A 25,432-nucleotide genomic window follows, 5' to 3' on the forward strand; every position below is an offset into this window, starting at 1 on the left:
GCCCTTCTCGCGCCCATCTCGCGCCAAGACGGCTGCGCGGTTGTCCCGCGCCGCCCAGCGCACTAGGAACGAGGGGACAGTCCTAGACGACGCGCCGGAAACGCCTGCTCCCATGCCCGACCAAACCGAAAAACAGACCTTCTCCGACCAGGAAGCGCTGGATTTCCACCGCCTTCCGACCCCGGGCAAGATTTCCATGAGCCCGACCAAGCCCATGGCGACCCAGCGCGATCTGTCGCTGGCCTATTCCCCGGGGGTCGCGGTGCCGGTGCTGGCCATCGCCAAGGACGTGGACGCCGCCTACGACTATACCGCCAAGGGCAATATGGTCGCCGTCATCTCCAACGGCACGGCCATCCTGGGGCTGGGCAACCTGGGCCACATGGCCTCCAAGCCGGTGATGGAGGGCAAGTCCGTCCTGTTCAAACGCTTCGCCGACGTCGACAGCTTCGACGTGGAGGTGAAGACCACCGACCCGCAGGAGTTCATCACCGTCGTCAAGAACATCGGCGACACCTGGGGCGGCGTCAATCTGGAGGACATCAAGTCCCCCGAATGTTTCGTCATCGAAAGCGAGCTGCAGGACCTGCTGGACATCCCCGTCTTCCATGACGACCAGCACGGCACGGCCATCATCTCGACCGCCGGCCTGATCAACGCCGTCCACATCGCCGGCAAGAAGCTGGACGAGGTCAAGGTGGTGCTGGCCGGCGCCGGCGCCGCGGGCCTGTCCTCCATCGCCTTGATGAAGGCGGCGGGCGTCAAGGCCGAGAACACCGTGATCTGCGACCGTGACGGCGTGGTCTACAAGGGCCGCGAACACGGCATGGACCAGTGGAAGGCCGCCCACGCCACCGACACCCCCCTGCGCACCCTGGCCGAGGCCATGGTCGGCGCCGACGTGGTGCTGGGCCTGTCGGCCAAGGGCGCCATCACCAAGGAGATGGTCGCCTCCATGGCGCCCAATCCGATCATCTTCGCCATGGCCAACCCCGATCCCGAGATCACGCCCGAGGACGTGCAGTCGGTGCGTTCGGACGCCATCATCGCCACCGGCCGCTCGGACTATGTGAACCAGGTCAACAACGTCCTGGCCTTCCCCTATCTGTTCCGGGGCGCGCTGGACGTGCGCGCGCGTCGGGTGAACCACGAGATGAAGGTCGCCTGCGCCCAGGCGCTGGCCGCCCTGGCCCGCGAGGACGTGCCGGACGAGGTCGCCGCCGCCTATCGCGGCCGCAAGCTCAAGTTCGGCCCCGACTACATCATTCCGACCCCGTTCGACCCGCGCCTGATCTGGTACATCCCGCCCTTCATCGCCCAGGCGGCGATGGACACCGGCGTGGCCCGGGTCCAGATCGAGGACATGGACGCCTATCGCGACGCCCTGCGGTCGCGCGTCGATCCGTCCGCTGCCCTGATGCAGAAGATCAACTCGGCCGTGCGCGGCGGACCGGACAAGCGCATCGTCTTCGCCGAGGGCGAGGAGACCGCCGTCATCCGCGCCGCCTGGGGCTTCAAACAGGCGGGCCTGGGCACGCCGATCCTGGTCGGCCGCGAGGATCTGATCCGTCAGAACGCCGCCGAGGCGGGCCTGAACTTCGACGATCTGGACATTGAGATCACCAACGCCCGCGTCTCCGGCCATAATGTCGAAGACACCGAATGGCTGTATCAGAAGCTTCAGCGCCGGGGTTATCTGCGCCGCGACGTCCAGCGGATGATCAATCAGGACCGCAACTATTACGCCGCCACCCTGGTCGCCAAGGGCCGGGCCGACGGCATGGTCGCGGGCGTGACCCGCAACTTCAACATGGCCCTGAAAGAGGTGCAGCGCGTCCTGGACGTCGACGACACCCTGATCGGCCTGTCGATCCTGCTGGCCAAGGGCCGCACCCTGTTCGTCGCCGACACCTCGATCCACGAACTGCCGGACGCCGAACAGCTGGCCGAGATCGCGGTCAAGGCGGCCGATACAGTGCGCAAGCTGGGCCGCAATCCGCGCGTGGCCTTCCTGTCCTACTCCACCTTCGGCAATCCGCCCGGCGACCGGGGCGAGAAGGTGCGCGAGGCCATCCGCATCCTGGACAAGATGGGCGTCGACTTCGAATACGAGGGCGAGATGCCGCCCGAGATCGCCCTCGATCCCAAGGGACACCCGGCCTATCCGTTCAATCGCCTGTCCAAGCCGGCCAACACCCTGGTCATGCCCGCCATCCATTCGGCGGCCATCTCGACCAAGCTGGTTCAGGCCCTGGGCGGGGCGACCCTGATCGGTCCGCTGCTGGTCGGTCTGGAAAAGCCGGTGCAGATCGTCTCCCTGGGGGCCTCGGTCTCGGAGATCATCACCGCCGCCACCTTCGCCGCCTACGACGCCGGCCCCGCCTTCCAGGGTACGGGCCTGACGTCGGCGCCGCGCCCGCCCGCGGCGGTCGTCGACCGCTGATTCCGGCTTGGACCCCGCAGCTCAGCCCCTGACGGCGCCCCCGCCCCGGCGGGTGGAGCCCGGCCTCTATCTGGTCGCCACCCCGATCGGCAATCTGAGGGACATCACCCTCAGGGCGCTGGACGTTCTGGCCGCCGCCGATCTGGTTCTGGCCGAGGACACCCGCGTCACGGCCAAGCTGTTGTCCGCCTACGGCCTGAAGGCGCGGCTGGAGCGGTGCGACGACCACGCCTCCGCCCGCGCCGCCGATCTGGCCGTGGAACGCCTGCGCGAAGGGCAGGTGGTGGCCCTGGTGTCGGACGCCGGCACGCCGCTGGTCAGCGATCCGGGCTTCGTCGTGGCCCGCGCCGTCATCGTCGAGGGCCTGCCGGTTCACCCGATCCCCGGCGCCTCCAGCCTGCTGGCGGCCCTGTGCATCGCCGGCCTGCCCGCCGACCGCGTCCTGTTCGCCGGCTTCCTGCCGCCCAAGACGGCCGGGCGACGCGCCGCTCTGGAAGACCTGAAAGGCCCGCGACAGACCCTGGTCTTCTTCGAAAGCGGCCCGCGCCTGAAGGACAGCCTGACCGACATGGCCGCCGTTCTGGGCCCCCGCCCCGCCGCCGTCGCGCGTGAACTGACCAAACTCTACGAGGAATGCGTGCGCGGCCCGCTGGACGCCCTGGCGGTCGATCCGCGCCTGGACAGCCCCAAGGGCGAGATCGTCGTGGTGATCGGCCCCGGCGCGGTCGAACAGGCCACCGAGGCCGAGGCGGACGCCGCCCTGGCAGAGGCCCTGACCCGACTGCCGACCGGGGAGGCCGCCGCCGAGGTGGCCAAGGCCCTGGGTCTGAACCGCAAGACCCTCTATCGGCGCGCCCTCGACCTCCAGGGCCGATGAAACCGCCTCGACTGCCCCGTCCGACCTTGGCGCCGCGCCCGAAGGCGGCCTGGCGTCGGACGAAGGGCGGGACGGCCTTTCGCAGCGGCCACGCCGCCGAATGGGTCGCCGCCGTCCTCCTGATGGCAAAGGGCTACCGGATCCTGGGTTTTCGCCTGAAGGACCGCGCCGGCGAGATCGACCTCCTGGCCCGACGCGGTCGCGTCCTGGCGGTGGTGGAGGTCAAGCGCCGCGCCACGCTGGAGGCCGCCCGCCTGGCGCTGAAGCCCGCCCAGTACGACCGATTGATCGCCGCCGGCCAGGCGATCCGCCGCAAACGCCCCGCCCTGCAATCGCTGGACTTGAGAATTGATATGGTGGCGCTGGCTCCGGGTCGGTTTCCGCGTCATCTTCGCGGCGTCGAACGCGGCGACTGAAGGAAATCCATGACGCGGGATGAGGCCGAGGCCGTCCTGACGGCCGCTGGAGAGGCGGGCGATACGGGCTTTCCCCTGCTGGAGGCGGCGATCGCCTGCGCCGTTCACGACCGCCCGTTTCGCGATCCCGAACCCGTCCGCACCCTGGCGCGCAGCGCGTGTCTGCGCCTTCGGGAACGGATCGGCGGCGAAGGCCCCGACGACGCCCTGTCCGAGACCATGGCCGCCGATTTGCGGCTGAACGGCGACCTCTTGACCCACGACTTGGCGGCCAACACCGACGTGATCGACGTCGCCGAGCGGCGGCGCGGCCTGTCGGCGACCCTGGCGGTCTTCTATCTCCACGCGGCGGCGGCGGTCGGGCTGACGGCCGCGGGCGTCGACTTCCCCGGTCATTTCCTGGTTCGGGTCGAGACGGCCGAGGGACCGGTCGCCCTGGACCCTTTCAGCCACGGCCGGCTTGTCCTGCCCAGCGAACTGACGCGCCGGGCCCTGCGCGCCGGCCTGACGCCCCAGGTGGCGGATCGGCTGGACGTTCTGATGGCGCCAGTCAGCGACCGTCAGGCCCTGATCCGGCTTCAGAACGTGCTGTTCAGCCGCGCCCTGGCCCGCCACGACTATGAGGCCGCCGAACGCTCGGCCCTGCGCCGCGCCCTCCTGGACCCGGCGGACCACCGTCCCTGGCTGGATGTCGCCGCGGCCCGCGAGAAGCAGGGCGCCCTCGCCGGCGCCCTGGTCGCCCTGTCGCACGCGCGCAGCCTGGAGGGCGCCGAGGCCGTCTGGCGCACCGCCAGCTTCGACCGCGTGCGGATGCGCCTGAACTGACGGCTAGACCGGCTCGCCCCTTAGCAGCCGGGGCAGGTCGCCGGTGGCGCCGCCGGCCTCGTGCATGAAGGCGCGGCGCAGCGGGCCAATGCGGTTCACCGCCGCCATGCCCAGGTCGCGCGCCAGGCGCACCGGCGCGATGTCGTTGGAGAACAGGCGCACGAAGGCGTCGAAGCCCGCCGCCAGGGCCGCATTGTCGAACCGACGCCAGCGCGCATACCGCTCCAGCACCGTTTCGGCGCCCAGATCCTCGCCCAGACGGACGGCCTCGGCCAGGACCTCGGCCAGGGCGGCCGCATCCTTCAGACCCATGTTCAGCCCCTGGCCCGCCACCGGATGCACCCCGTGGGCGGCGTCGCCGATCAGGGCGATGCGCGGGGCGACCAGCCGTTCGGCCAGGCTGAGCGACAGGGGATAGACGAAGCGCGGCCCCTCGACCGTCGCCCCGTCCAGGAATTCGCCGAAGCGTCGCATCAGATGGGCGTGGAAGGCCTCGTCGGACGCGGTTCGCAGCGCCTCGCCCCGCCGCGTCGTCTCGGTCCAGACCAGGCTGGCGCGCCGGTCGGTCAGGGGCAGGATGGCGAAGGGACCGCTGGGCAGGAAATATTCGTGGGCGACATTGCCGTGGTCGCGGCCCAGCCGCACCGTCGCCACCACCCCGCTCTGGCCATAGGTCCAGCCGACCGTGTCGATGCCGGCCGACTGTCGCACGGCCGATCCTCGCCCCTCGGCGCCGACGACCAGAGGCGCGATCAGGGTCGATCCGTCGGCCAGGGTCACGGTCGCCTTTCCCGCATCGGTCCGCACCCCCGCAGCCGCAGCCGGCGCCCGCACCGCGATCCCCGCCCGCGTCACCGCCTCGGCCAGGGCGGCGCGGATGCGGCGGTTCTCGACCATGTAGCCCAGGGGCTCGCCGCCCGTGCGGCCGCCGATCTCCTCGGCGTCGAACCGAAGGAAGGCGGGCGAGGCCGCACGGCTGGCCGCGCCGGGCCGGCGTCCGTCCGTCACCAGAATATGGTCCATCCGGCAGGCGTGGGGCCGCAGCGCCTCGCCCAGGCCCAGGGCGTCCAGCATGCGGAAGGTCGAAAAGGCGATGGCGGTCGACCGCCCGTCGAAGGTCGGCGCCAGTTGGGCGTCGAACGGCTGGGGGTCGACCATCACCACCCTCAGCCCGCCTTGCGCCGCCGCCAGGGCGAAGGCGGCCCCGGCCAAGCCTGCGCCGGCGATGACGATGTCGTAGGGTTCGGTCTCGGCCATGACAGGCTTGTCGCGCCGCCCGGCCGAAAGGTCCAGAGGCGTCCAAGGCCAAGCTGGTAAATGAGCTCTTAACCCTGTGGGTGCGACAAGGGCGGCCGAACCTCAGCCGCCCGGAAGGTCCCGCCCTTCATGTCCACCGCCCTCGCCGTCGGCCGCCAGGCCTGGATCAGCGCCCGCATCCTGTGGGACGCGCCCTTCGTCGTGCGGTTCCGGGGCGTGCTTCAGGCCCTCCTGGCGGTTCTGCTGCTGGTCGCCCTGGTGTCGTGGAATCCGCTGGACGCCAGCCTGAACGCCGCCTCCAGCGTGGCGCCGACCAACTGGCTGGGTGCGAACGGCGCCCTGTTCGCCGACCTGTTCATGCAGTCGCTGGGTCTGGCCGCCTGGCCGGCCGCCCTGCTGGTGGGCGCCTTCGGCCTGGCCCGCGCGGTCGGCGACGCGCTTCAGCCCCGCCTGAAGCCCACGCCGGTCAAGGCCCTGGCGGCGACGGGGGGAACCCTGCTGCTGTCCGGCGCCCTGGCGGCCCTGGCCGCGCCCGCCGCCTGGCCACTGGCCGCCGGCCTGGGCGGCCTGTGGGGCGAAGCCCTGACCGGGTTGACGGCCAAGGGGATCAGCGCCCTGCACGTTCCCGGCGGACGGATCATCGCAGGTCTTGTGTTCCTGGGCGGGGGGCTGTGGCTGACGGCCTACGCCATCGGCATCCGCGCCTCGGACTTTCTGGACGCCCTGCACTGGGGCCGATCGCTGCGCGCCCCCGCCGCGCCGCGCCAGACCCCGCGCGCCGCGACCACGAAGACGCCGGCCAAGAAGACCCGGGCCGAACCGCGCGTGGCCGCGCCCGACGCGCCGCTGGACGTGGCTGCGCCCTTCGTGCCGCCGGAAACGGCCGCGACCGCTTACGACGACCTGCCCCCGTGGGAGGATGCCGAGGCCGTTCCGCCCCCGCCTTCCGCCTCGGCCGCCGCCCGTTCGGTCGAGCCGCGCGTGGCCGCGGTCAAGGCGCCCAAGGTCAGGAAGGACGACCTGGACCAGCAGGCCTTCGACTTCACCCGGCCTGAGGGTGATTTCGACCTGCCGCCGCTGGGCATATTGAGCAAGCCCGGCCAGCGCACCGCCTCGGTCGACGAGGATTCGCTGAAGCAGAACGCCAAGATGCTGGAGGGCGTCTTGCAGGAGTTCGGCGTGCGCGGCGTGATCGACCAGATCCGCCCCGGCCCCGTCGTCACCCTGTACGAACTGGTCCCGGCGCCGGGGGTCAAGCACGGCCGCGTGGTCGCCCTGGCCGACGACATCGCCCGGTCGATGTCCGCCCGCGCCTGCCGCATCAGCGTGGTTCAGGGCAGGAACGCCATCGGCATCGAACTGCCCAACGCCAAGCGCGAGACCGTCTATCTGCGCGACCTTCTGGCCAGCGCCGAATACGACAAGAAGGGCCATCTGCTGCCCCTGGCGCTGGGCGAGACCATCGGCGGCGAACCCTATGTCGCCGATCTGGCGCGGATGCCGCACCTGCTGATCGCGGGCACCACCGGCTCGGGCAAGTCGGTGGGGGTCAACGCCATGATCCTGTCGATCCTGTATCGCCACAGCCCGGCCGAATGCCGCTTCATCATGATCGACCCCAAGATGCTGGAGTTGTCGGTCTATGACGGCATTCCGCATCTGCTGGCGCCCGTCGTCACCGATCCGAAGAAGGCCGTCGTCGCCCTGAAATGGACGGTGCGCGAGATGGAGGATCGCTATCGCCGCATGTCCAAGCTGGGGGTGCGCAACATCGCCAGCTACAACGAGCGCGCCCGCGAGGCCCAGGCCAAGGGGGAGCATTTCGAACGCACGGTCCAGACCGGCTTCGACGACCAGGGCCGCCCGGTTTACGAAAGCGAGAAGATCCGGCCCGAGCCTCTGCCCTTCCTGGTCGTGGTCATGGACGAGATGGCCGACCTGATGCTGGTCGCGGGCAAGGATGTGGAAGGCGCCGTCCAGCGTCTGGCCCAGATGGCGCGCGCGGCGGGCATTCACCTGATCATGGCCACGCAACGCCCGTCGGTGGACGTCATCACCGGCACCATCAAGGCCAACTTCCCGACGCGCATCAGCTTCCAGGTCACGTCCAAGATCGACAGCCGCACCATCCTGGGCGAGCAGGGCGGCGAACAGCTGCTGGGTCAGGGCGACATGCTCTATATGGCGGGCGGCGGCCGCATCACCCGCCTGCACGGCCCGTTCGTGGACGACAAGGAAGTCGAGGACGTCTGCAAATACCTGAAGGCGCAGGCCGAGCCCGACTATCTGGACCTTATCACCGACGAGCCGGACGGCGACGGCGACGGGGGCTATGACGAGGGCGGCGGGAGCGGATCGGGAGACGACCTGTATGATCGCGCCGTCGCCGTGGTCACGCGCGACCGCAAGGCCTCGACCTCCTATGTCCAGCGCCGGCTCCAGATCGGCTACAACCGCGCCGCCTCCCTGATCGAGCGGATGGAGCAGGAAGGCGTGGTCAGCCCCGCCAACCACGCCGGCAAGCGCGACGTCCTGGCCGGCCCGCCGCCGATGGTGTGATCCGAGGCCGACATGCCTCAGGCGTCGAGGGCGGCGGTCGTGTAGTGGGAATGGAGCGCCCAGCCGAGAGAGGCGTACAGGGCTCGCCCTTCCACCGTGGCGACCAGCACGCCCTGGTTCGCGCCCGCTTCCCTTTCAAGCGTGCGCATCACGCGACGGCCCAGCCCCCGTCGCCTGTGGCCGGGATCGACGGCTATCCGATCATAGACGGCGATCACACCGTCCACGACCACCACGCGCCCTCTCGCGGTCTCGATGTTTCCGGCGAACAGCCGACAATGAAGCACAGGTCCCCGCCGTTCCAGCCCGACCGTGTAGCCGGTTGCTTCCGCAGGGCCGACCGCCATCGGGCCGGAGAGGGTCATCATGAAGCCTGGCGGTCGCACCGACCAACCCGGGGGCAACAGCGCCCGCGTCGTCATCGCGTCGGCGCAGACCTTGAGCAGGACGTCGGACCGATCGATACGCGCCGCTCGCCTCGCCACCGCGTCATCCGCATCGGCATGGACGTAGCGACGCAGCTGATCCGGTTCGCCGACCTCGATTCTCCACCCTCCCTTGTCCCATACGGGCGGCGGCACGCCGCGCGTATGGGCCCAACCACGGGCCCAAAGGGCAAGAAGCTCTGGATTTGCGCTCATGGGCGCGCACCATGACGCATCCGGACGACACCACGCAACGGACGACCGACGAAGGCGTTTGCCTCTCCGTCATCTCTCGCAAGCTTCAGCATTTCGATGAACAGGGCTTCATCGCAGCGCCGGAATATGGTCAGGCTCGCGTCATTCTGACGCCAGAGCCGGACGCGAGGGTGCGGCATCGACAACCATCCCGAACGGGAGATTTGAATACCATGACCCACCGCGCCGTTACCCAGGCCGTCGCCCGGGCCGACACCGACATCCAGCGCCGCCGGCTGCTGCTGGGCGCAGGCCTTTTGGCCGGCCTCGCCTCGGTCGGAGGCCTGGCCGGCCCGGCTCACGCCCAGGCCAATCTGTCGGCCGCCGACCGCGCCCTGGTCCAGCAGGCCCAGACCTATCTTCAGGGCCTGACCGCCGCGCAGGGCGCCTTTGTCGAGACGGGTCCGAACAATGTCACGCGCCAGGGCAGTTTCTCCCTGCTGCGCCCGGGCAAGATGCGGTTCGAATACACCAATCCGGCCGGCCTTCTGGTCGTGTCGGACGGCTACAACGTCAAACGTTACGACCCTCGCCTGAATAGCTTCCAGCAGGTGCCGCTGAGCCGCACGCCCCTGTCGGTCTTCCTGGCGCGCAACGTGCGACTGGATCAGGGCGTGCGCATCGACAGCGTCAACCGCATGGCCGGCGGCGCCTTCTCGATCACCGCGCGCGACAGCCGCCGCCCCAACGACGGTCAGGTGGTCCTGACCTTCGCCGGATCGCCGCTGCGCCTGACGGAATGGACCATCACCGACGCTCAGGGCGCGCGCACCCGCACCCAGCTGACCTCGCTGCAACCGGCGTCGAACCTGTCGGCCCGTCTGTTCCAGCTCACGGACCCGACGCGTCGCCCCGGCCGCAACTGATCGGATTTTGACGTTCGGGCGTTGCTGTTCAGGCACGTCCAAGCGCGAATTGTGACAGTTTGACCTTTTCGCTCGGTCGTGACATTAGAACCACAGGAACGGCGGCGGTCGTTCCAACGCCAGGATGTCATCCCCCCTTCCCGGCGGCGAGAGAGATGCCTTTTACAAGCCCGGCCCCCTGCGGCCGGGCTTTTTTTCGCGCGTGGGCCTGCTATGGCGGGCCATGACCCTTCGCCTCGCCACCTGGAACATCAACTCCGTCCGCCTGCGCATCGACCAGGTCGCCCGGTTCGTCGCCGAACGCGCGCCCGACGTCCTGATGCTGCAGGAGATCAAATGCACTACGGACCAGTTCCCGCGCGCCGCCTTCGAGGAGATGGGCCTGCCGCATCTGCGGGTGGCGGGTCAGAAGGGCTGGCACGGCGTGGCTATCGCCAGCCGTCTGCCGCTTGAGGACAGCGACACCTTCCAGGTCTGCAAGCTGGGCCACGCGCGCTGTGTCTCGGCCCGCGTCGCCGGGATTGATGTCCAGAACTTCTACATCCCCGCCGGCGGCGACGTGCCCGACAGAATCCTGAATCCGAAGTTCGATCACAAACTGGACTTCTACGAACAGCTGACGGCCATCGTGGCCCGCCAGGACAAGGCCCGGCCGCTGGTGATGGCCGGCGACTTCAACATCGCGCCGGGCGAAGGCGATGTGTGGAACCACCGCTATATGTCCAAGATCGTCAGCCATACGCCGATCGAGGTCGAGACCCTGAACCGGCTTCAGGCCACGGGCGGTTTCGCCGACGTGCTGCGCGACCGTTTCCCCGAACCGCAGAAGCTGGCCAGCTGGTGGAGCTATCGCGCCGCCGACTTCCGCAAGTCCAACCGCGGCCTGCGCCTGGACCACATCTGGACCTCGCCCGGCCTGACGCCAGCGGTGGTCAGGGACACGGCCCGCATCCACGACGACGTGCGCGAATGGGACCGCCCGTCCGACCACGCCCCTGTGACGGTGGATCTGGACGTCTGATCCGTCAGAACGGGAAGAAGATCGGAATGGCGATCATGGCCGCGACCCAGGTAATCAGGTTCAGCGGCAGCCCCACCCGCACGAAGTCCATGTAGCTGTAGCCCGCCATGTTGAAGACCAGCACATTGGTCTGATAACCGAACGGCGTGGCGAAGGCGGCCGAGGCGGCCATCATCACGGCCACCAGAAAGGGCCTGGGATCGACGCCCAGACTTTCAGCCAGAGCGACCGCGATGGGGGTGATCAGAACCGCCACCGTGGCGTTGGACAACAGTTCGGTCGCGAACAGCGTCACCCCATACAGCACGATCAGGGCGGACAAGGGCCCCAGCGGGCGGATCACGTCGATCAACCGTTCCGCCCCGGCCGAGGCCAGACCCGTCACCTCGATGGCCGTGCCGATCACCACCATGCCCGCGATCAACAGCAGGATTTCGGGCCGCAGGCCGGCATAGGCCTCCTCCGGCGTAATGACCCGCAGCAGGATCAGGGCGACCGCCCCCGCAAAGGCCGCCGCCGCGATCGGCGCCCAATTCAGGGCCGCCGCCACGATCACCAAGACGAAGACGCCCAGCGAGATCAGGGCGGGCTTCAGCCGGAAGGATCGATCCGCCGCGCCATACAGCTCTACATCCCCCAGATGCGCGTCGCCCGATCCGTCGGACTGGTTTCTCGCCTCGCCCAGACGCGGCAGGTTGAACGGCAACAACCGCCGACGTCGCGACGTCGCGGTCAGTTCCGCCAGCCGACGCGCCTCTTCCAGTTCGGCGAGCCGCGCGGCCTCGGCCTCGTCCTTGGCCACCGCCTTGCCCAGTTGCCGCGCGCCCACAAAATAGAGCCACAACCCGCCGGTCACGGCGATGGACAGACCGACCGGCGTGATCTCGAACATGCCGAACACCGGCTGGCCGGCGTTTCGCGCCATGTCGTTGACCAGCAGATTGGTGGACGTGCCGATCAGGGTCAGCAAACCGCCCATCACCGTCACATGGCTGAGCGGCATCAGGAACCGTTTGGGCGACAGGCGCAGCGACTGTGCCACGTCGCGGATCACCGGCGCCGCCAGCACCACCACCGGCGTATTGTTCAGAAAGCCCCCGACCGAACCGCACAGGCCGATCACCACCCAGATTCCCGCCGCCCCGACCCGCGAGGCCAGTTGGGTCGCCTGGCGGATCAGCAATCCCAGCAGACCCGACAGCTCGATGGCGTAGGCGATGACGAACAGGCCGGCCAGGGCGATCACCGCCGGGCTGGCGAAGGCGCCCTGAACCTCCACCGGCCGCACAACGCCCAGCAGCAACAGGACGGCGGCCCCGGTCAGGGCGACCACATCGGCGCGCACCTTGCCGTGAATCAGGACGCCGACGACGCCGATAAGCACCGCCAGGGCGGCGATCTGGTCGAATGTCATGAGCCCGTGCAGACCGTCCCCCGTCGCTTTCGTCAACCTTTTTCGTCGGATCGCCCCATCACAGCGGATCGTGTGATAGACTGGTTCCATGCTCGAACCGATCGTGATGTCTCGTCCGTCGGTCGTCGCGCTCGCGGCGTCCACCCTGCTGCTTGTCGGCTGTCAGCGTCAGGAGGCGACGCCTGCGGCCCAACCCGCCCCGACCGAGCCTTCCACGCCCGCCGTCGCCGTAGGCCCCGCCCCCGTTCTGGACCGCGCCGCCCTGTTGCAGGCGATGGATGTCGCGGCCTCGGCCTATGCGGCCGGAAAGGACCCGGGCGGCGCGACCCTGGCCGGGCGGCGTTTCGTGGTGCGCCAGGCCTTCGGCTGCGCCGAGACGACAGGGACCCCGCGCGACGGCGTCGCCGCCTGGGCCTGGGGCGAACGGCGTCAGACCGTGAAGCTGAACCTCGCGCCGGCGGACTGGAGCGATTCGCCGCTGCTGGCGGGCCGGGCCGACGGCTGGGAGGCGGCGGAAGGGTTCTGGCTGCCCCGCCCCTGGCTGCGGCAGGATGGCTGTCCCGGCGCCCTGCCCGATCCGAACGCCGCCGATAATGGCGAAACCGTCTCGCCGCAGACGGTCGGGCTGGCCGCCGTCTTCGAAGAGGGCGGATCACGCCTGGGCCGCCGCAACGGCCGGGCCTATGAATTCGTGGTGCGCGCCGCCGGAGACCAGCCGGCGACCCCGCTGGTCGGCGGCTATCGTCTGGTGCTGGAGGGGCGGATGATCGCTTTCGCCGACGGCCGGGCCATCAAATGCCGCGCCGACGGCCCTGAACAACGCCCGACCTGCATCGGCGCGGTTCAACTGGATCGCGTCGCTTTCGAGGACGCCGCCGGTCAGATGCTCAGCGAATGGCGGCCGAACTGACGCCTTACGGCTGAAGCCGGTATCCGCCCGCGTCGGTCAGCAGCAGGCGCGCCTGGCCGGGCTCGGGCTCGATCTTCTGGCGCAGGCGATAGATGTGGGTTTCCAGGGTGTGGGTCGTGACCCCGGCGTTATAGCCCCACACCTCCGTCAGCAGCTCCTCGCGCGACACCGGCTTGGCCCCGGCGCGATAGAGGTATTTCAGGATGTTGGTTTCCTTTTCCGTCAGCCGGACCTTCTTGCCCTTGGCGTCGGTCAGGACCTTGGCGGCGGGCCGGAACTCGTACGGGCCGATGGTGAAGACGGCGTCTTCCGACTGTTCGTGGCTGCGAAGATGGGCCCGGATGCGCGCCAACAGCACCTGGAAGCGGAAGGGCTTGGTGACATAGTCGTTGGCCCCGGCGTCCAGCCCCAGGATGGCGTCGGCGTCGGCTGACTGGGCCGTCAGCATGATGACCGGCGTGGACACCCCATCCTTGCGCAACAGACGACAGGCCTCGCGGCCGTCCATGTCCGGCAGATCGACATCCAGCAGGATCAGGTCGGCGCGCACTTCTCGGCCCATCCGAACCCCGTCGGTCGCGGTCGAGGCCTGCAGGGTGCGGAACTCCTCGTGCAGGTTCAACTGCTCGGCCAGGGCCTCGCGCAGGTCGTCGTCGTCGTCGATGATCAGGATGGTCTTGGGCGTGGGCATGGTTCAGACAATGGCGAGGCTTGGCCCCCGCGCCAAGGCTTGAGGGCGAATAATCACGTCGGGTTACGGCCTAGAGGCGGTTTAGGGCCGATTTCGTTCCCCGAACAGCGCCGTTCCGACCCGCACATGGGTCGCGCCGCAGCGGATCGCGGTCTCGTAATCGCCGCTCATCCCCATCGAAAGGACCGACAGGCCGTGGCGTTCGGCCAGATCGCGCAACAGGACGAAATGGGGCGTCGGATCCTGGTCCGCCGGCGGAATGCACATCAGCCCTTCGACCGTCAGGTCGTAGGCGTCGCGTGCGGCGCGAATCAGGGCGTCGGCCTGATCAGGCAGGACGCCGGCCTTCTGCCGCTCCGCGCCGGTGTTGACCTGGACCAGCAGGCGCGGCGAACGGCCGCGTTTCATCGCGGCCTCGGCCAGGGCGCGGGCCAGCCGTTCGCGGTCCAGGGTCTCGATCACATCGAACAGATCGACCGCCTCGACCGCCTTGTTGGTCTGCAACGGACCGATCAGCCGCAGCTCCAACTCTTCCAGCAATTCTGGCCGGCGCGGAATCCACCGGCCTTGCGCCTCCTGCACCCGGTTTTCGCCGAACACCCGCTGACCCGTCGCCAGGATGGCGTCGATGGCCTCGGGCGTTTGCGTCTTGGACACCGCCGTCAGCACCACCGAGGCCGGATCGCGCCCCGCGGCGCGGCAGGCGGCGGCGATTCGGGCCCGCACCTCGGCCACCCGTTCGGCGATGGACGGCGGGACGGAAGCGGGAGAAGAAGGGGTCATGAACCTGTCGGCCGGTTACAGCGCTGAGGCGCGCGCGCTCTGGGACGTGGCGACCGCTCTAAACCGCGCCGCCGCCGCTGTCAGCCCACGCCCGGCCGCCTTGCCGCCCCTGCTGTTCTTCACCGACCCGGTGCGCACCCCACGGCCCTGGGAGACGGCGAAGCGCCTGCCGGCCGGAGCGGCGGTCGTGTTTCGCGCCTTCGGCGCCCCCGATGCGGTGGAAACGGGCCGACGCCTGCGCGACACGACCCGGTCTGCCGGGGTGAAACTGCTGATCGGGCTGGATTCCGACTTGGCCCGGTCGGTCCAGGCTGACGGCCTGCATCTGCCCGAACGGGCCGCGACGCGCGCGCCTGCGATCCGCACGGCCTGGCCGGACGCCCTGCTGACGGCGGCCTGGCATGGGGCGGAGACGCCGCCGGTCCAGGGGCTGGACGCCCTGGTGTTGTCGCCTGTGTTTCCGGCGGGCGGCGCCTCGGCCGACAAGCCTGCGTTGGGGATACAGGGTTTCACGGCGCTGGCCCGGTGCGCCGCCCTGCCTGTCTACGCCCTGGGCGGCGTCGACGCGAAGACAGCGGACAGGTTGACGGGCTCCGGCGCCTGCGGCCTGGCCGGGGTGGGGGCGATTCGATCGGCCTTCGCCGAAGCCGTCGTCAGAACTTGAAGATGGTTTCCAGACGCACGCGCGGCTGGGCGCGGCCGTTGGTTTCCGGGGCTCGGGCCGGGTCCGCCTCGGGCGCGGCGACCGCCGCGGCGGCGCCGACGCGCAGACGGTCGTTCAGCCGATAATAGGCCCCGGCCTCCACGTCGCCCCATTCGGTCTCGCGGCCGACGGGCTGGTTCAGATTGAAGTCCAGGCCCCAGCGGCCGTGCTGGTCCAGGCGCAGGCCCCGGCGCTGCGGCGCGGGCGCGCTGCGCTGGGCCGCCTGGGCTTCGGACAGGGAGACGGTCGGCGCCCGGCTTTGCGCCAACGCGGGCGCGCCGGCGGTCAAAACCCCCGTCGCCATCACCATCGCCAAGACACCGCCGAAACGCATTCCATATCCCTTGAACTCCGCCTCTGCGGGCGGACTTCGAAACACCATCCCTGTCATATGGGTATGGAGGCGCGATTAGACACCGGGCGCCGACGCGGTCAACGTGACCGGGACCATAGAGTCGCATCCAGGCGAATTGTTGCAGTGCGATGTGGCGCGAGCGTCACGGGAAATGTTCGAAAACGGGCGTCCGTACGACCGCCGGTCGTCCGACATCGGGCGATGGCGCCGACTTCGCCTTGTCATCGCCCCTTTTCGCCGTGTTATAGAGCGCAGCAACGGCCTTTGACGAAGCGCGAAGCCGTCCGCGCGTGTGGGCGAGGGCCCTCACGTCCCTGAGTTTACGGAGACTTCCTTGATGAGCCTCAACAAGGCCCTGGTTCGCGGCGTCGCGGTCGCCCTGGTCTCGGGCGTCGCCCTGAGCGCGGCGGGCTGTTCCAGCCTCCCCTTCGTCGGCGGCAAGAAGACGGCCCCCAAGACGAACGTGCAACAAGGCATCGGCGTCAACGGCTATCTGTGGCGCGCCTCGCTGGACACCCTCAGCTTCATGCCCCTGCTGACGGCCGACCCGTGGGGCGGCGTCATCAACTATGACTGGTACATCAATCCCCAGGCCCCGAACGAGCGCTTCAAGGCGACCGTCTTCATCCTGGACACGCGCCTGCGCGCCGACGCCCTGAACGTCACCGTGACCAAGGAGGTCAAGGGCGCCGACGGCCAGTGGACCGCCGCCCCGGTCGCCGCCCAGACCGAGACGGACCTGGAAAACGCCATCCTGACCAAGGCGCGCCAGCTGAACCTGTCCAACGCGGGCTGATCGCCGGCGTTAGATTCTTCGTAGGCGCTATCGCCCTTCAGGCTACTTGAGCGCCGACTGGTTTAGTTTCGTCGGACCTGGTGGGAACGCCGAAACGCATTACTTCTTGGGCGCTGTCGTCCTTCGGGCTAGTGGAGCCGGGAGGGCGTCAGCGCCCTTTTGACTTTCAGGACGACCGTGGCCCGTTACGACCCCAAGACCGCCGAACCCCGCCAGCAGGCCCGCTGGGCCGAGGCTTCCGCCTTCGTCACGAAGGACACCGGCCGGCCGAAATACTATGTGCTGGAGATGTTCCCCTATCCGTCGGGCAACATCCACATGGGCCACGCCCGCAACTATGTGATGGGCGACGTGGTGGCGCGGTCCAAGCGCGCGCAGGGCTTCGACGTCCTGCACCCCATGGGCTGGGACGCTTTCGGCATGCCGGCCGAGAACGCGGCCATGGAGCGCGGCATCCACCCCAAGGGCTGGACCTACGACAATATCGCCAACATGCGCGAACAGTTGAAACTGCTGGGCCTGTCGCTGGACTGGTCGCGCGAATTCGCCACCTGCGACCCGGACTATTACGGCAAGCAACAGGCCTGGTTCCTGGAGCTGTATCGGCGCGGCCTGGTCTACAGGAAGGACGGGATCGTCAACTGGGATCCGGTCGACAACACCGTCCTGGCCAATGAACAGGTCATCGACGGGCGTGGTTGGCGTTCGGGCGCACCCGTCGAGAAGCGCAAGCTGAACCAGTGGTTCCTGCGCATCACCGACTACGCCGACGATCTGATCGACGGCCTGAAGACCCTGGACCGCTGGCCCGAGAAGGTCCGGCTGATGCAGGAGAACTGGATCGGCAAGAGCCAGGGCGCCACCCTGTGGTGGAAGGTGGTCGAGGCGCCGGCCTTCCTGCCCGACAGCCCGGCCGGCGAGACCAACCACGCCCGCGATCCGATCGAGGTCTACACCACCCGTCCCGACACCCTGTTCGGGGCCAGCTTCCTGGCCCTGGCGCCCGACCACCCCCTGACGAAGGCCATCGCCGAACATCGCCCGGACGTGGCCGAGTTCGTCAAGGCCTGCGCCCAGACGGGCACCAGCGAAGCCGAGATCGAGAAGGCCGAAAAGCTGGGCGTCGATCTGGGCGTCCGGGTGCAGCACCCGTTCGACCCGGCGCGCACCGTGCCGGTCTGGGCCGCCAATTTCGTCCTGTCGACCTATGGCTCCGGCGCCATCTTCGGCTGCCCGGCGCATGATCAGCGCGACCTGGATTTCGCCCGCAAATACGACCTGCCCGTCACCCCGGTGGTCATTCCCTACATCGGAGAAACGGCCAGCATCCTGCACATCGAGGGTGAAGCCTACACCGGCCCAGGCCGCATCGAGAATTCCGGTTTTCTCGACGGATTGGACACGGGCGAAGCCAGGGCCGCAGCGATCGCCCAGCTCGAGAAGTCCGGCCAGGGCCGCGCCGAGACCATCTATCGCCTGCGCGACTGGGGCGTTTCGCGCCAGCGTTACTGGGGCTGCCCCATCCCCATCATCCACTGCCCGACCTGCGGTCCGGTGGAGGTTCCGGCGGACCAGTTGCCGGTCGTCCTGCCCGACGACGTGACCTTCGACACGCCCGGCAATCCGCTGGACCGCCATCCGACGTGGAAACACGTCAAATGTCCGACCTGCGGCGAAGACGCGACGCGCGAGACCGACACCCTAGACACCTTCGTGGACTCCAGCTGGTATTTCGCCCGCTTCACCGACCCCAAGGCCGAGGCGCCGATCGACAAGGCCGCCGCTGACCACTGGCTGCCGGTGGATCAGTATATCGGCGGGGTCGAACATGCGGTGCTGCACCTGCTGTACGCCCGTTTCATCACCCGCGCCCTGACCGACGCCGGCCTGATGAGCGTCAAGGAACCCTTCGCCGGCCTGTTCACGCAAGGGATGGTGGTCCATGAGACCTATCGCCGCCCCGACGGCGCCTGGGTCGAACCCACCGACGTCGAACTGACCAACGTCGACGGCGTGCGTTCGGCCCGCCAGCTGTCCACCGGCGAGACCCTGATCATCGGCGACATCGAAAAGATGTCCAAGTCCAAGAAGAACGTCGTGGCGCCGGCGGAAATCCTGACCACCCACGGCGTGGACGCCGGCCGGCTGTTCGTGCTGTCCGACAGCCCGCCCGAGCGCGACATCCAGTGGACCCCCGGCGGGATCGAGGGCGCCAGCCGCTTCGTCCAGCGGGTCTGGGCCCTGTTCGACGGCTTCGACCCCGCCGCCCCCGGCGACGCCAAGGCCGACGCCGCACTGATCCGCGAGACGCACAAGGCGATCAAGGCCGTGTCCGAAGGGGTGGAAGGTTTCCGTTTCAACTCGGCCATCGCCAAACTCTACGCCTTCGTCGCCGTCATCCGCGACGCGGCCCAGGCGGGCGGCGAGGCCAGGCGGCAGGCCCTGTCGGCCCTGGCCCGTCTGATCGCCCCCTTCACCCCGCACCTGGCCGAGGAAGGCTGGACGCGGCTGGGCGAAGAGGGGATGGTTCTGGACGCGCCGTGGCCCGTGTGGGACGCTGCGCTGGCGGCCGACGACGACGTGGTCCTGCCCATCCAGATCAACGGCAAGCGCCGGGCGGAAATCCGCGTGGCGCGCGGTTCCGAACCGGCCGAGGTCGAGGCGCTGGTCCTGGCCGACGACACCGTCAAGGCGCGGCTGGAGGGTCTGAGCGTGAAGAAGATCGTCGTGGTCAAGGACCGCATCGTCAATCTGGTGGCCGGCTGATGCGGGGCGCGGCGATCCTGTCGGCCCTGGCGGTCGTGGGCGCGGCCGCCGGGCTTTCGGCCTGCGGCTTCACGCCCCTGTACGCCGATCCGGCGGTCGGGTCGCCGCTGCGCCGGATCGCCGTGGTCGGCCAGGACGACCGGCTGGGCTATCGCCTGCGAGAACAGCTGGAAGACGCCCTGGCCTGGGACCGGTCGGCGACGCCGCTCTATCGGCTGGAGACCCAGGTGCGTCAGAGCCGCCGACCCCTGGGCCGCCGTATCGACGACACCGCCACCCGCTACGAACTGACGGTCAAGGCGGACTGGACCCTGACGCCCGCGACGGGCGGAACCCCTGTCAGCGGCAGCGAGACCGTCACCACCACCTACGCCGCCGCCGACCAGCCCTACGCCGCCATCGCCGCCCAGCAGGACGGCGAGGAACGCGCGGCCGCCGAACTGGCGCGTCTGATCCGTCTGGACGTGATGCAGGCCTTGGCGGCGCGGTGAGCCGACCGCGATGATCCTGGCCAAACGTCCCGAGATCGATCGCTTCCTGAAGGCGCCCGACCCGGCCGTCCGTGCGGCGGTCATCCACGGCAAGGACCGGTCCGGGGTCGCCGAACGGGCCGAGATCCTGTGCCGCACCGTCACGCCGGACCTGAACGACCCGTTCAATGTCACCGTCCTGACCGACAGCGACATCGACAGCGACGAGACCCGGCTGGAAGAGGCCCTGACCGCCCTGTCCCTGATGGGCGGGCGGCGTCTGGTGCGGGTGCGCCTGTCGGCCGCGAAACCTGGCGTGGACAAGGCCGTGGCCGCCGCCGTCAAGATCCACGCCGCCGGCGGCTACAATCCCGACGCCATGCTGGTGGTCGAGGCCGACCAGCTGGGCCGCGAATCCGCCCTTCGCAAGACGGCTGAAAAGGAAAACGGCGCGGTCGGCATCGTCTGCTACGAGGACGAGACGGGCGACGTGGCCCGCATGACACGCGAAGCCCTGGCCGCCGACAAGGTCGGTCTGACCGCCGACGCCCTGGATCGGTTCGTCGCGCGCCTGCCGCGCGAACGCGGCCTGATGCGTCAGGAGATCGAGCGGCTGGTCCTGTTCATCGGCCCCGGCTCGGGCCGCACCCTGGACGTGGACGAGCTGGAGCTGCATCTGGGGGTCGAGCCCGACGCCTCCCTGTCCGACGCAGCGCTCCAGGCCTTCGGCGCCCGGCCTGGTCCGGCCCAGTCCGGTCTCAGACGCGCCTTCGCCGAGGGCGAGTCCTCGGTCCTGGCCGTGCGTTCGGCCGCGCTTCACCTTGGAAAGCTACGTCGTATCAATATCTTGCAGGCCAACGGCGCCCACGCCAAGGAGGCGGCCAAGGCCGCCGGCGTCTTCTGGAAACAGGAGGCGGAAATGCTGCGTCAGGCCCGCGCCTGGCGGCTGGAGGCCCTGGACGAGGTGATGGACAGCATCAACACCGCCGATGTCGCCACCAAGACGACCGGTCTGCCCGATCAGCTGATCGCCGAACGCCTGCTGCTGGAGATCGCGGGCCGCGCCCGTCGGCTGGGGCTCTAGACGCTCGTCAGCCGCGCTTGGACGCCCGGCGGAAGGCCGGCTTGGCCAAGGCCACGTTGCGCGCCGCGACCGCCTTCTCCTCGGCCTTGGCGCCCGGTTGGCCGTTGAAGCCGTGGCCTGTCTTGGCCTTCTTGGCCGCCAGGGCGGCCTTCAGCTTGTCGGCGGCGGTCGGGGTGTTCGGTTCGGTCATGCCTAGACCCTTAGCACGTTCCGCGCCTCAACCCCGCATCAAACGCCGGCACAGGTCGTCCAGCTGTTCCAAAGTGCCATAGCGGATGGTCAGCTCGCCCTTGCCGTTCCTGTCGGTCAGCTGGACGTTCAGGCCCAGGGCGTCGGCCAGATCCTGCTGCAGCGCGACGACGTCGGCGGAACCCTCCGCCCCGCCCTTGGGTCCGCCTGCCCGCGCCTTGGCGGGCTTGGGCCCATCGACGGCGCGCCGCGCCAAGGCCTCGGTCTCGCGCACGCTCAGCCCGTCGACGAAGGCGATGTCGGCCAGCTGGGCCGGGTCGGGCGTGTTGATCAGGGCGCGCGCATGGCCCGCCGTCAGCTTGCCCTCGCGCACATAGAACAGCACCCGTTCAGGCAGTTGCAGCAGGCGCAGGGTGTTGGCCACATGGCTGCGGCTCTTGCCGACCACGCCCGCCACCGCATCTTGGGTCCGACCGAACCGCTCCATCAGCACGCGATAGGCTTCGGCCTCTTCCAGCGGATTCAGGTCGGCGCGTTGGACGTTTTCGACGATGGCGACCTCGAACACCTCCACGTCGTCCATCTCGTGGACCACGATGGGCACCTCGGTCAGGCGCGCCGCCTGGGAGGCGCGCCAGCGCCGTTCACCGGCGATGATCTGCCAGACCCCGTCCTCGCCCGGCTGGGTCCGCACCAGGATCGGCTGCAGCACCCCCTTGTCGCGGATCGAGGCCGTCAGCTCCTCCAGGTCCTCCTGGCGGAAGGTCTTGCGCGGCTGGTCGGGATTGGGCTTCAGGCTTTCGATCGGCACACGGCGCACACCCGCCGGAGCGGGCGCGTCCGATGCGACCGGCGCCTCGGCGTTCTCGCCCATCAAAGCCGACAGGCCGCGGCCCAAACCTCTGTGTCGTTCAGCCAAGATACTGTTTCCGTTTCATTCGTTGTTCAGGTGCCAGGGTCAGGCGGCCAGCTTCATCCGCTCGCGCTCGCGCTTCACCACTTCCTTGGCCAGGCGCAGATAGGCCTGACTGCCCGCGCATTTCAGGTCGTAGATCAGGGCGGGCTTGCCGAAGGACGGCGCCTCGGCCACCCTCACGTTACGGGGAATGACGCTGTCATAGACCTTGTCGCCGAAATGGGCGCGGACATCGTTCGCCACCTGACCCGACAGGGCGCTGCGGCGGTCGTACATGGTCAGGATCAGACCTTGAATCTCCAGCGCCGGGTTCAGGCTGTGCTTGACCATATCGATGGTCCGCATCAGCTGGCTCAGGCCTTCCAGGGCGAAGAACTCGCACTGCAGCGGCACCAGCACCGCATCGGCCGCCGCCATGGCGTTCAGCGTCAGGAGGTTCAGCGACGGCGGACAGTCGATCAGCACATAGTCATACGCGGTAGGGCCGTCGTCATGGGCCCGCAGGGCGTCACGCAGGCGATAGGACCGTCGATCCGCCTGACTCAGCTCGATCTCCACCCCCGACATGTCGGCGTCGGCCGGCACGATCCAGAGGCCCGGCACCGTGGTCTGCACCGCCGCATCGTCGATGGAGCGTTGATCCACCACCACGTCATAGATGGTGACGCGTCGTGTTTCACGTGGAACACCCAGGCCCGTGGATGCATTGCCTTGGGGGTCCATGTCCACGATCAGAACCTTCTCGCCGATGGCGGCCAGGGCGGTGCCCAGGTTGATGGCGGTCGTGGTCTTGCCCACTCCGCCCTTCTGATTGGACACGGCAAGCACGCGAGCGGGCTTTTTAGCGCGTTGTGCGGACACGGCGAAGGCTCCGGATGGATACGATGCGGCCGCGCGGGTCGCTTTGCGACGGGGCCAGTTCAGCATCGAAATGCCAGGATTTCCGGGCTTCGATCAACTCGGATTCGGCCTTCTCCCCCTTCAGAAACAGACCTTGTGCACCCCTTTCAAAATAGGGCTGTGCATAACCCAGCAGCCGCTCCATCGGCGCCACAGCCCGCGCGGTGACGATGTCGCATGTCACGCTCTGCGCCTCGGCGCGGCCGTTCAGAACGGTGGCCGGAAGATCGAGCGCATCGACGATCTCCTGCAGGAAACGGCACCGTTTGCCCAAGCTGTCGATCAGCCAGACGTGCGCGCCCGGCCGCCCCTTCAGCAGGATGGTCAGTACCACGCCCGGAAACCCCGCCCCCGCTCCCAGGTCAGCCCAGGTCAGCGCGCCTGGCGCAAAGTTCAGCAGCTGGGCGCTGTCCCAGGCGTGACGGTTCCAGAAGTCGGGCAGGCTGTCGGGCCCGACCAGGTTCATCACCGCATTCGCTTCCGTCAGCCGCTCCCGGAATGCCTGCAGATCGGCCAACTGCTGGTCGTCGGCGCCCGTCTTCACCTGGAAGGCGGCCTTCTCGGTCTCCAGCATCAGGCGGCCGCCACAGCGCGCGGGGTCCGTTTCACATGGGCCAGAAGCGCGGTCAGGGCGCCCGGCGTCATGCCCTCGATCCGGCCGGCCTGGCCCAGGGTGCGAGGCTGGACGCGGATGAGCTTCTCCCGGACCTCGTTCGACAGGCCCCCGATCACGGCGTAGTCGAGGTCGACCGGCAGCAGAAGCCCCTCCTCCGTCCGCAACGCCTCGGCCTCCACGGCCTGACGATCCAGATAGTTGGCGTAGCCGGCGTGGATCTCGATCTGCTCTCGGATGTCGGCGGCCCAGTCGGCGATGGCCGGATGGGCGCTCAGGAACCGATCCAGAGCTACGCCTGGGAAGGCCAGAAGCTCGCGCATCGAGCGGCGGCGTCCGTCGGCGTTGACCGCGATTCCCAGGGCGTTGGCTTCGTTGGGCGTGAACAGGGTTTCACGTGAAACACGGTTGGCCTCCGCCAGCCGCTCAGCCTTGGTCTCGAACCGCGCCTGCCGCTCCGGCCCCACGATCCCGAGTTCGATCCCCAGCGGCGTCAGGCGCTGATCGGCGTTGTCGGCCCTCAGCGTCAGTCGATATTCGGCGCGACTGGTGAACATGCGGTAGGGCTCGGTCACGCCGCGCGTCACCAGATCGTCGATCATCACGCCGATATAGGCCTGGTCCCGACCCAGGACGACCGCATCCTGGCCCGCCGCCGCGCGCGCCGCATTCAGTCCGGCCATCAGGCCCTGGGCCGCCGCCTCCTCATAGCCAGTGGTGCCGTTGATCTGACCGGCCAGATAGAGGCCGGGCCGTTTCTTGACCTCCAGCGCCGGGCTCAGCTCGCGCGGATCGACATAGTCGTATTCGATGGCGTAGCCGTAGCGGAACACCTCCACGGCCTCCAGGCCGGGGATGGTCCGCAGAAAGGCCAGCTGCGTCGCCTCCCCCACCGAGGTCGAGATGCCATTCGGATAGACGGTCGGATCGTCCAACCCCTCCGGCTCCAGGAAGATCTGGTGGCTGGTCTTGTCGGCGAACCGCACCACCTTGTCCTCGATCGAGGGGCAGTAGCGCGGACCCCGACCCGACAACCGGCCGCCATAGACGGCGCTCTCGCCCAGGTTCTCGGCGATGATCCGGTGGGTCTCCTCGGTCGTATGGGTCACGCCGCAGGCGATCTGGGGGACGGTGATCTGGTCGGTCAGGAAGGAGAAGGCGGACGGCGTCTGGTCCGCCTGCTGCATCTCCAGCCGATCCCAGGCGATGGTTCGGCCATCCAGGCGCGCGGGCGTGCCGGTCTTCAGTCTTCCCATGGCCAGTTCGGCCGCGTGCAGATCGGCCGCCAGGCCGGTGGACGGCGCCTCGCCGTGGCGGCCGGCCGGAATGCGCTCGTCCCCCCGATGGATGACGCCGTTTAGAAAGGTGCCGGTCGTCAGGACGACCGCCCCGGCGCGGATCGTCTCCCCCGCCCCGGTCGTGACCCCGACCACCCGGTCGCCGGTCAGCACCAGACCCTCGGCCGTGCCAGCCATCAGGGTCAGGTTCGGTGTCCGCGCCAGTTCGGCCTGCATGGCCTCACGGTACAGGCGGCGGTCGATCTGGCTGCGCGGGCCGCGGACGGCCGCGCCCTTGGAGCGGTTCAGCAGGCGGAATTGAATGCCGGATACGTCGGCTAACCGCCCCATGACTCCGTCCAGGGCGTCGATCTCGCGCACCAGATGTCCCTTCCCCAGCCCGCCGATGGCCGGGTTGCAGCTCATCTCGCCGATGGTTTCCAGCTTCTGGGTCAGCAGGACCGTGCGAGCGCCGGCGCGCGCCGAGGCGGCGGCGGCCTCGCAACCGGCATGGCCGCCGCCGATGACCACGACGTCGAACGAAAGATCTTTGAAGGAAGACATCTCCGCCCCTTAGTCCAGATCGGGTCGTTTCGCCAGCTTGGGCGGCGAAACGCCGGT

Annotated in this window: 24 protein-coding genes; 13 read left to right on the forward strand and 11 right to left on the reverse strand. The window is 69.0% G+C overall.

Annotation, left to right across the window (positions count from 1 at the left end):
* The first annotated feature begins 112 nt into the window (after positions 1-112).
* The 4 genes from ACWPV3_RS03215 to ACWPV3_RS03230 are packed head-to-tail and all read left to right on the forward strand — an operon-like array spanning position 113 to position 4,561.
* The gene (locus ACWPV3_RS03215) at positions 113-2,443 is read left to right on the forward strand and encodes an NADP-dependent malic enzyme (RefSeq protein ID WP_453976816.1); all 2,331 of its coding nucleotides are present in this window, start codon (positions 113-115) and stop codon (positions 2,441-2,443) included.
* Positions 2,444-2,450: 7 nt separating this feature from the next.
* The gene (gene rsmI / locus ACWPV3_RS03220) at positions 2,451-3,320 is read left to right on the forward strand and encodes a 16S rRNA (cytidine(1402)-2'-O)-methyltransferase (protein ID WP_453976817.1); all 870 of its coding nucleotides are present in this window, start codon (positions 2,451-2,453) and stop codon (positions 3,318-3,320) included.
* On the forward strand, positions 3,317-3,736 hold the full coding sequence (locus ACWPV3_RS03225; protein ID WP_453976818.1) for a YraN family protein: 420 nt from the start codon (positions 3,317-3,319) through the stop codon (positions 3,734-3,736). The genes rsmI and ACWPV3_RS03225 overlap by 4 nt, the downstream gene beginning before the upstream one ends.
* Before the next feature lie 9 nt (positions 3,737-3,745).
* Positions 3,746-4,561, forward strand: coding sequence for a transglutaminase family protein (locus ACWPV3_RS03230; RefSeq protein ID WP_453976819.1), 816 nt, complete (start codon positions 3,746-3,748; stop codon positions 4,559-4,561).
* A 3-nt stretch (positions 4,562-4,564) separates the two neighbouring features.
* On the opposite strand, the gene ACWPV3_RS03235 is transcribed toward ACWPV3_RS03230, so the two are convergent.
* On the reverse strand, positions 4,565-5,818 hold the full coding sequence (locus ACWPV3_RS03235; protein ID WP_453976820.1) for a UbiH/UbiF/VisC/COQ6 family ubiquinone biosynthesis hydroxylase: 1,254 nt from the start codon (positions 5,816-5,818) through the stop codon (positions 4,565-4,567).
* Between the two features lie 129 nt (positions 5,819-5,947).
* On the opposite strand from ACWPV3_RS03235, the gene ACWPV3_RS03240 reads away from it, so the two are divergent.
* Positions 5,948-8,377 carry a DNA translocase FtsK 4TM domain-containing protein gene (locus tag ACWPV3_RS03240; RefSeq protein ID WP_453976821.1) on the forward strand — a complete coding sequence of 810 codons (2,430 nt, stop codon included), beginning with the start codon at positions 5,948-5,950 and terminating at the stop codon, positions 8,375-8,377.
* 17 nt (positions 8,378-8,394) lie between these two features.
* On the opposite strand, the gene ACWPV3_RS03245 is transcribed toward ACWPV3_RS03240, so the two are convergent.
* Entirely contained in the window at positions 8,395-9,018 is a 624-nt protein-coding gene (locus tag ACWPV3_RS03245; RefSeq protein WP_453976822.1) for a GNAT family N-acetyltransferase, read from the reverse strand.
* A gap of 212 nt (positions 9,019-9,230) precedes the next feature.
* Between ACWPV3_RS03245 and ACWPV3_RS03250 the strand changes: the two genes are divergently transcribed.
* Both ACWPV3_RS03250 and ACWPV3_RS03255 read left to right on the forward strand, forming a co-directional pair.
* Positions 9,231-9,923 carry a LolA family protein gene (locus ACWPV3_RS03250; protein WP_312735278.1) on the forward strand — a complete coding sequence of 231 codons (693 nt, stop codon included), beginning with the start codon at positions 9,231-9,233 and terminating at the stop codon, positions 9,921-9,923.
* Positions 9,924-10,146: 223 nt separating this feature from the next.
* Complete coding sequence (locus ACWPV3_RS03255) at positions 10,147-10,944, forward strand: exodeoxyribonuclease III (protein ID WP_453976823.1); 798 nt, start codon at positions 10,147-10,149, stop codon at positions 10,942-10,944.
* 4 nt (positions 10,945-10,948) lie between these two features.
* Here ACWPV3_RS03255 and ACWPV3_RS03260 read toward each other — a convergent pair whose 3' ends face one another.
* A complete protein-coding gene (locus tag ACWPV3_RS03260; protein WP_453976824.1) occupies positions 10,949-12,358 on the reverse strand; it encodes an SLC13 family permease in 1,410 nt (469 codons plus the stop codon).
* Positions 12,359-12,446: 88 nt separating this feature from the next.
* On the opposite strand from ACWPV3_RS03260, the gene ACWPV3_RS03265 reads away from it, so the two are divergent.
* The gene (locus ACWPV3_RS03265) at positions 12,447-13,268 is read left to right on the forward strand and encodes a hypothetical protein (protein WP_312735283.1); all 822 of its coding nucleotides are present in this window, start codon (positions 12,447-12,449) and stop codon (positions 13,266-13,268) included.
* A gap of 4 nt (positions 13,269-13,272) precedes the next feature.
* Here ACWPV3_RS03265 and ACWPV3_RS03270 read toward each other — a convergent pair whose 3' ends face one another.
* Complete coding sequence (locus ACWPV3_RS03270; RefSeq protein WP_292086428.1) at positions 13,273-13,959, reverse strand: response regulator transcription factor; 687 nt, start codon at positions 13,957-13,959, stop codon at positions 13,273-13,275.
* An 81-nt stretch (positions 13,960-14,040) separates the two neighbouring features.
* The gene (locus ACWPV3_RS03275; RefSeq protein WP_453976825.1) at positions 14,041-14,742 is read right to left on the reverse strand and encodes a YggS family pyridoxal phosphate-dependent enzyme; all 702 of its coding nucleotides are present in this window, start codon (positions 14,740-14,742) and stop codon (positions 14,041-14,043) included.
* On the opposite strand from ACWPV3_RS03275, the gene ACWPV3_RS03280 reads away from it, so the two are divergent.
* Entirely contained in the window at positions 14,741-15,406 is a 666-nt protein-coding gene (locus ACWPV3_RS03280; RefSeq protein WP_453976826.1) for a thiamine phosphate synthase, read from the forward strand. The genes ACWPV3_RS03275 and ACWPV3_RS03280 overlap by 2 nt on opposite strands.
* Here the strand turns inward: ACWPV3_RS03280 and ACWPV3_RS03285 are convergent.
* Complete coding sequence (locus ACWPV3_RS03285; protein WP_292086431.1) at positions 15,396-15,779, reverse strand: NtrZ family periplasmic regulatory protein; 384 nt, start codon at positions 15,777-15,779, stop codon at positions 15,396-15,398. The two genes, ACWPV3_RS03280 and ACWPV3_RS03285, sit on opposite strands and share 11 nt — an antisense overlap.
* A gap of 358 nt (positions 15,780-16,137) precedes the next feature.
* Between ACWPV3_RS03285 and ACWPV3_RS03290 the strand changes: the two genes are divergently transcribed.
* The 4 genes from ACWPV3_RS03290 (at position 16,138) to holA (ending at position 20,916) form a co-directional block, all read left to right on the forward strand.
* On the forward strand, positions 16,138-16,596 hold the full coding sequence (locus tag ACWPV3_RS03290) for a DUF3576 domain-containing protein (protein WP_292086432.1): 459 nt from the start codon (positions 16,138-16,140) through the stop codon (positions 16,594-16,596).
* 177 nt (positions 16,597-16,773) lie between these two features.
* A complete protein-coding gene (gene leuS / locus ACWPV3_RS03295) occupies positions 16,774-19,362 on the forward strand; it encodes a leucine--tRNA ligase (protein ID WP_453976827.1) in 2,589 nt (862 codons plus the stop codon).
* Positions 19,362-19,853, forward strand: coding sequence for an LPS assembly lipoprotein LptE (lptE, locus tag ACWPV3_RS03300; RefSeq protein WP_292180129.1), 492 nt, complete (start codon positions 19,362-19,364; stop codon positions 19,851-19,853). Before leuS ends, lptE begins: the two co-directional genes overlap by 1 nt.
* A gap of 10 nt (positions 19,854-19,863) precedes the next feature.
* Positions 19,864-20,916, forward strand: coding sequence for a DNA polymerase III subunit delta (gene holA / locus ACWPV3_RS03305; RefSeq protein ID WP_453976828.1), 1,053 nt, complete (start codon positions 19,864-19,866; stop codon positions 20,914-20,916).
* Positions 20,917-20,923: 7 nt separating this feature from the next.
* On the opposite strand, the gene ACWPV3_RS03310 is transcribed toward holA, so the two are convergent.
* From ACWPV3_RS03310 to mnmG, 5 genes are read right to left on the reverse strand one after another with little or no spacing between them, the layout of a single operon-like run.
* Complete coding sequence (locus ACWPV3_RS03310; protein WP_292086437.1) at positions 20,924-21,106, reverse strand: hypothetical protein; 183 nt, start codon at positions 21,104-21,106, stop codon at positions 20,924-20,926.
* 27 nt (positions 21,107-21,133) lie between these two features.
* Positions 21,134-22,024, reverse strand: coding sequence for a ParB/RepB/Spo0J family partition protein (locus tag ACWPV3_RS03315; RefSeq protein ID WP_312735298.1), 891 nt, complete (start codon positions 22,022-22,024; stop codon positions 21,134-21,136).
* A 39-nt stretch (positions 22,025-22,063) separates the two neighbouring features.
* A complete protein-coding gene (locus tag ACWPV3_RS03320; protein WP_292086441.1) occupies positions 22,064-22,882 on the reverse strand; it encodes a ParA family protein in 819 nt (272 codons plus the stop codon).
* On the reverse strand, positions 22,863-23,495 hold the full coding sequence (rsmG, locus tag ACWPV3_RS03325; protein ID WP_453976829.1) for a 16S rRNA (guanine(527)-N(7))-methyltransferase RsmG: 633 nt from the start codon (positions 23,493-23,495) through the stop codon (positions 22,863-22,865). The genes ACWPV3_RS03320 and rsmG overlap by 20 nt, the downstream gene beginning before the upstream one ends.
* Positions 23,495-25,375 (reverse strand): tRNA uridine-5-carboxymethylaminomethyl(34) synthesis enzyme MnmG, encoded by a 1,881-nt coding sequence (gene mnmG / locus ACWPV3_RS03330; protein WP_453976830.1) that lies wholly within the window; start codon positions 25,373-25,375, stop codon positions 23,495-23,497. Before mnmG ends, rsmG begins: the two co-directional genes overlap by 1 nt.
* Positions 25,376-25,432 lie beyond the last annotated feature (57 nt).

Source organism: Brevundimonas sp. Marseille-Q4549 (assembly GCF_976940555.1).

Bases quoted from the DNA above. Each gene is read 5' to 3' on its own strand.
- ACWPV3_RS03215 (WP_453976816.1), top strand. From the start codon at position 113: ATGCCCGACCAAACCGAAAAACAGACCTTCTCCGACCAGGAAGCGCTG.
- ACWPV3_RS03225 (WP_453976818.1), top strand. From the start codon at position 3,317: ATGAAACCGCCTCGACTGCCCCGTCCGACCTTGGCGCCGCGCCCGAAG.
- ACWPV3_RS03230 (WP_453976819.1), top strand. From the start codon at position 3,746: ATGACGCGGGATGAGGCCGAGGCCGTCCTGACGGCCGCTGGAGAGGCG.
- ACWPV3_RS03235 (WP_453976820.1), bottom strand. From the start codon at position 5,818: ATGGCCGAGACCGAACCCTACGACATCGTCATCGCCGGCGCAGGCTTG.
- ACWPV3_RS03240 (WP_453976821.1), top strand. From the start codon at position 5,948: ATGTCCACCGCCCTCGCCGTCGGCCGCCAGGCCTGGATCAGCGCCCGC.
- ACWPV3_RS03245 (WP_453976822.1), bottom strand. From the start codon at position 9,018: ATGAGCGCAAATCCAGAGCTTCTTGCCCTTTGGGCCCGTGGTTGGGCC.
- ACWPV3_RS03250 (WP_312735278.1), top strand. From the start codon at position 9,231: ATGACCCACCGCGCCGTTACCCAGGCCGTCGCCCGGGCCGACACCGAC.
- ACWPV3_RS03255 (WP_453976823.1), top strand. From the start codon at position 10,147: ATGACCCTTCGCCTCGCCACCTGGAACATCAACTCCGTCCGCCTGCGC.
- ACWPV3_RS03260 (WP_453976824.1), bottom strand. From the start codon at position 12,358: ATGACATTCGACCAGATCGCCGCCCTGGCGGTGCTTATCGGCGTCGTC.
- ACWPV3_RS03265 (WP_312735283.1), top strand. From the start codon at position 12,447: ATGCTCGAACCGATCGTGATGTCTCGTCCGTCGGTCGTCGCGCTCGCG.
- ACWPV3_RS03270 (WP_292086428.1), bottom strand. From the start codon at position 13,959: ATGCCCACGCCCAAGACCATCCTGATCATCGACGACGACGACGACCTG.
- ACWPV3_RS03280 (WP_453976826.1), top strand. From the start codon at position 14,741: ATGAACCTGTCGGCCGGTTACAGCGCTGAGGCGCGCGCGCTCTGGGAC.
- ACWPV3_RS03275 (WP_453976825.1), bottom strand. From the start codon at position 14,742: ATGACCCCTTCTTCTCCCGCTTCCGTCCCGCCGTCCATCGCCGAACGG.
- ACWPV3_RS03285 (WP_292086431.1), bottom strand. From the start codon at position 15,779: ATGCGTTTCGGCGGTGTCTTGGCGATGGTGATGGCGACGGGGGTTTTG.
- ACWPV3_RS03290 (WP_292086432.1), top strand. From the start codon at position 16,138: ATGAGCCTCAACAAGGCCCTGGTTCGCGGCGTCGCGGTCGCCCTGGTC.
- lptE (WP_292180129.1), top strand. From the start codon at position 19,362: ATGCGGGGCGCGGCGATCCTGTCGGCCCTGGCGGTCGTGGGCGCGGCC.
- holA (WP_453976828.1), top strand. From the start codon at position 19,864: ATGATCCTGGCCAAACGTCCCGAGATCGATCGCTTCCTGAAGGCGCCC.
- ACWPV3_RS03310 (WP_292086437.1), bottom strand. From the start codon at position 21,106: ATGACCGAACCGAACACCCCGACCGCCGCCGACAAGCTGAAGGCCGCC.
- rsmG (WP_453976829.1), bottom strand. From the start codon at position 23,495: ATGCTGGAGACCGAGAAGGCCGCCTTCCAGGTGAAGACGGGCGCCGAC.
- mnmG (WP_453976830.1), bottom strand. From the start codon at position 25,375: ATGTCTTCCTTCAAAGATCTTTCGTTCGACGTCGTGGTCATCGGCGGC.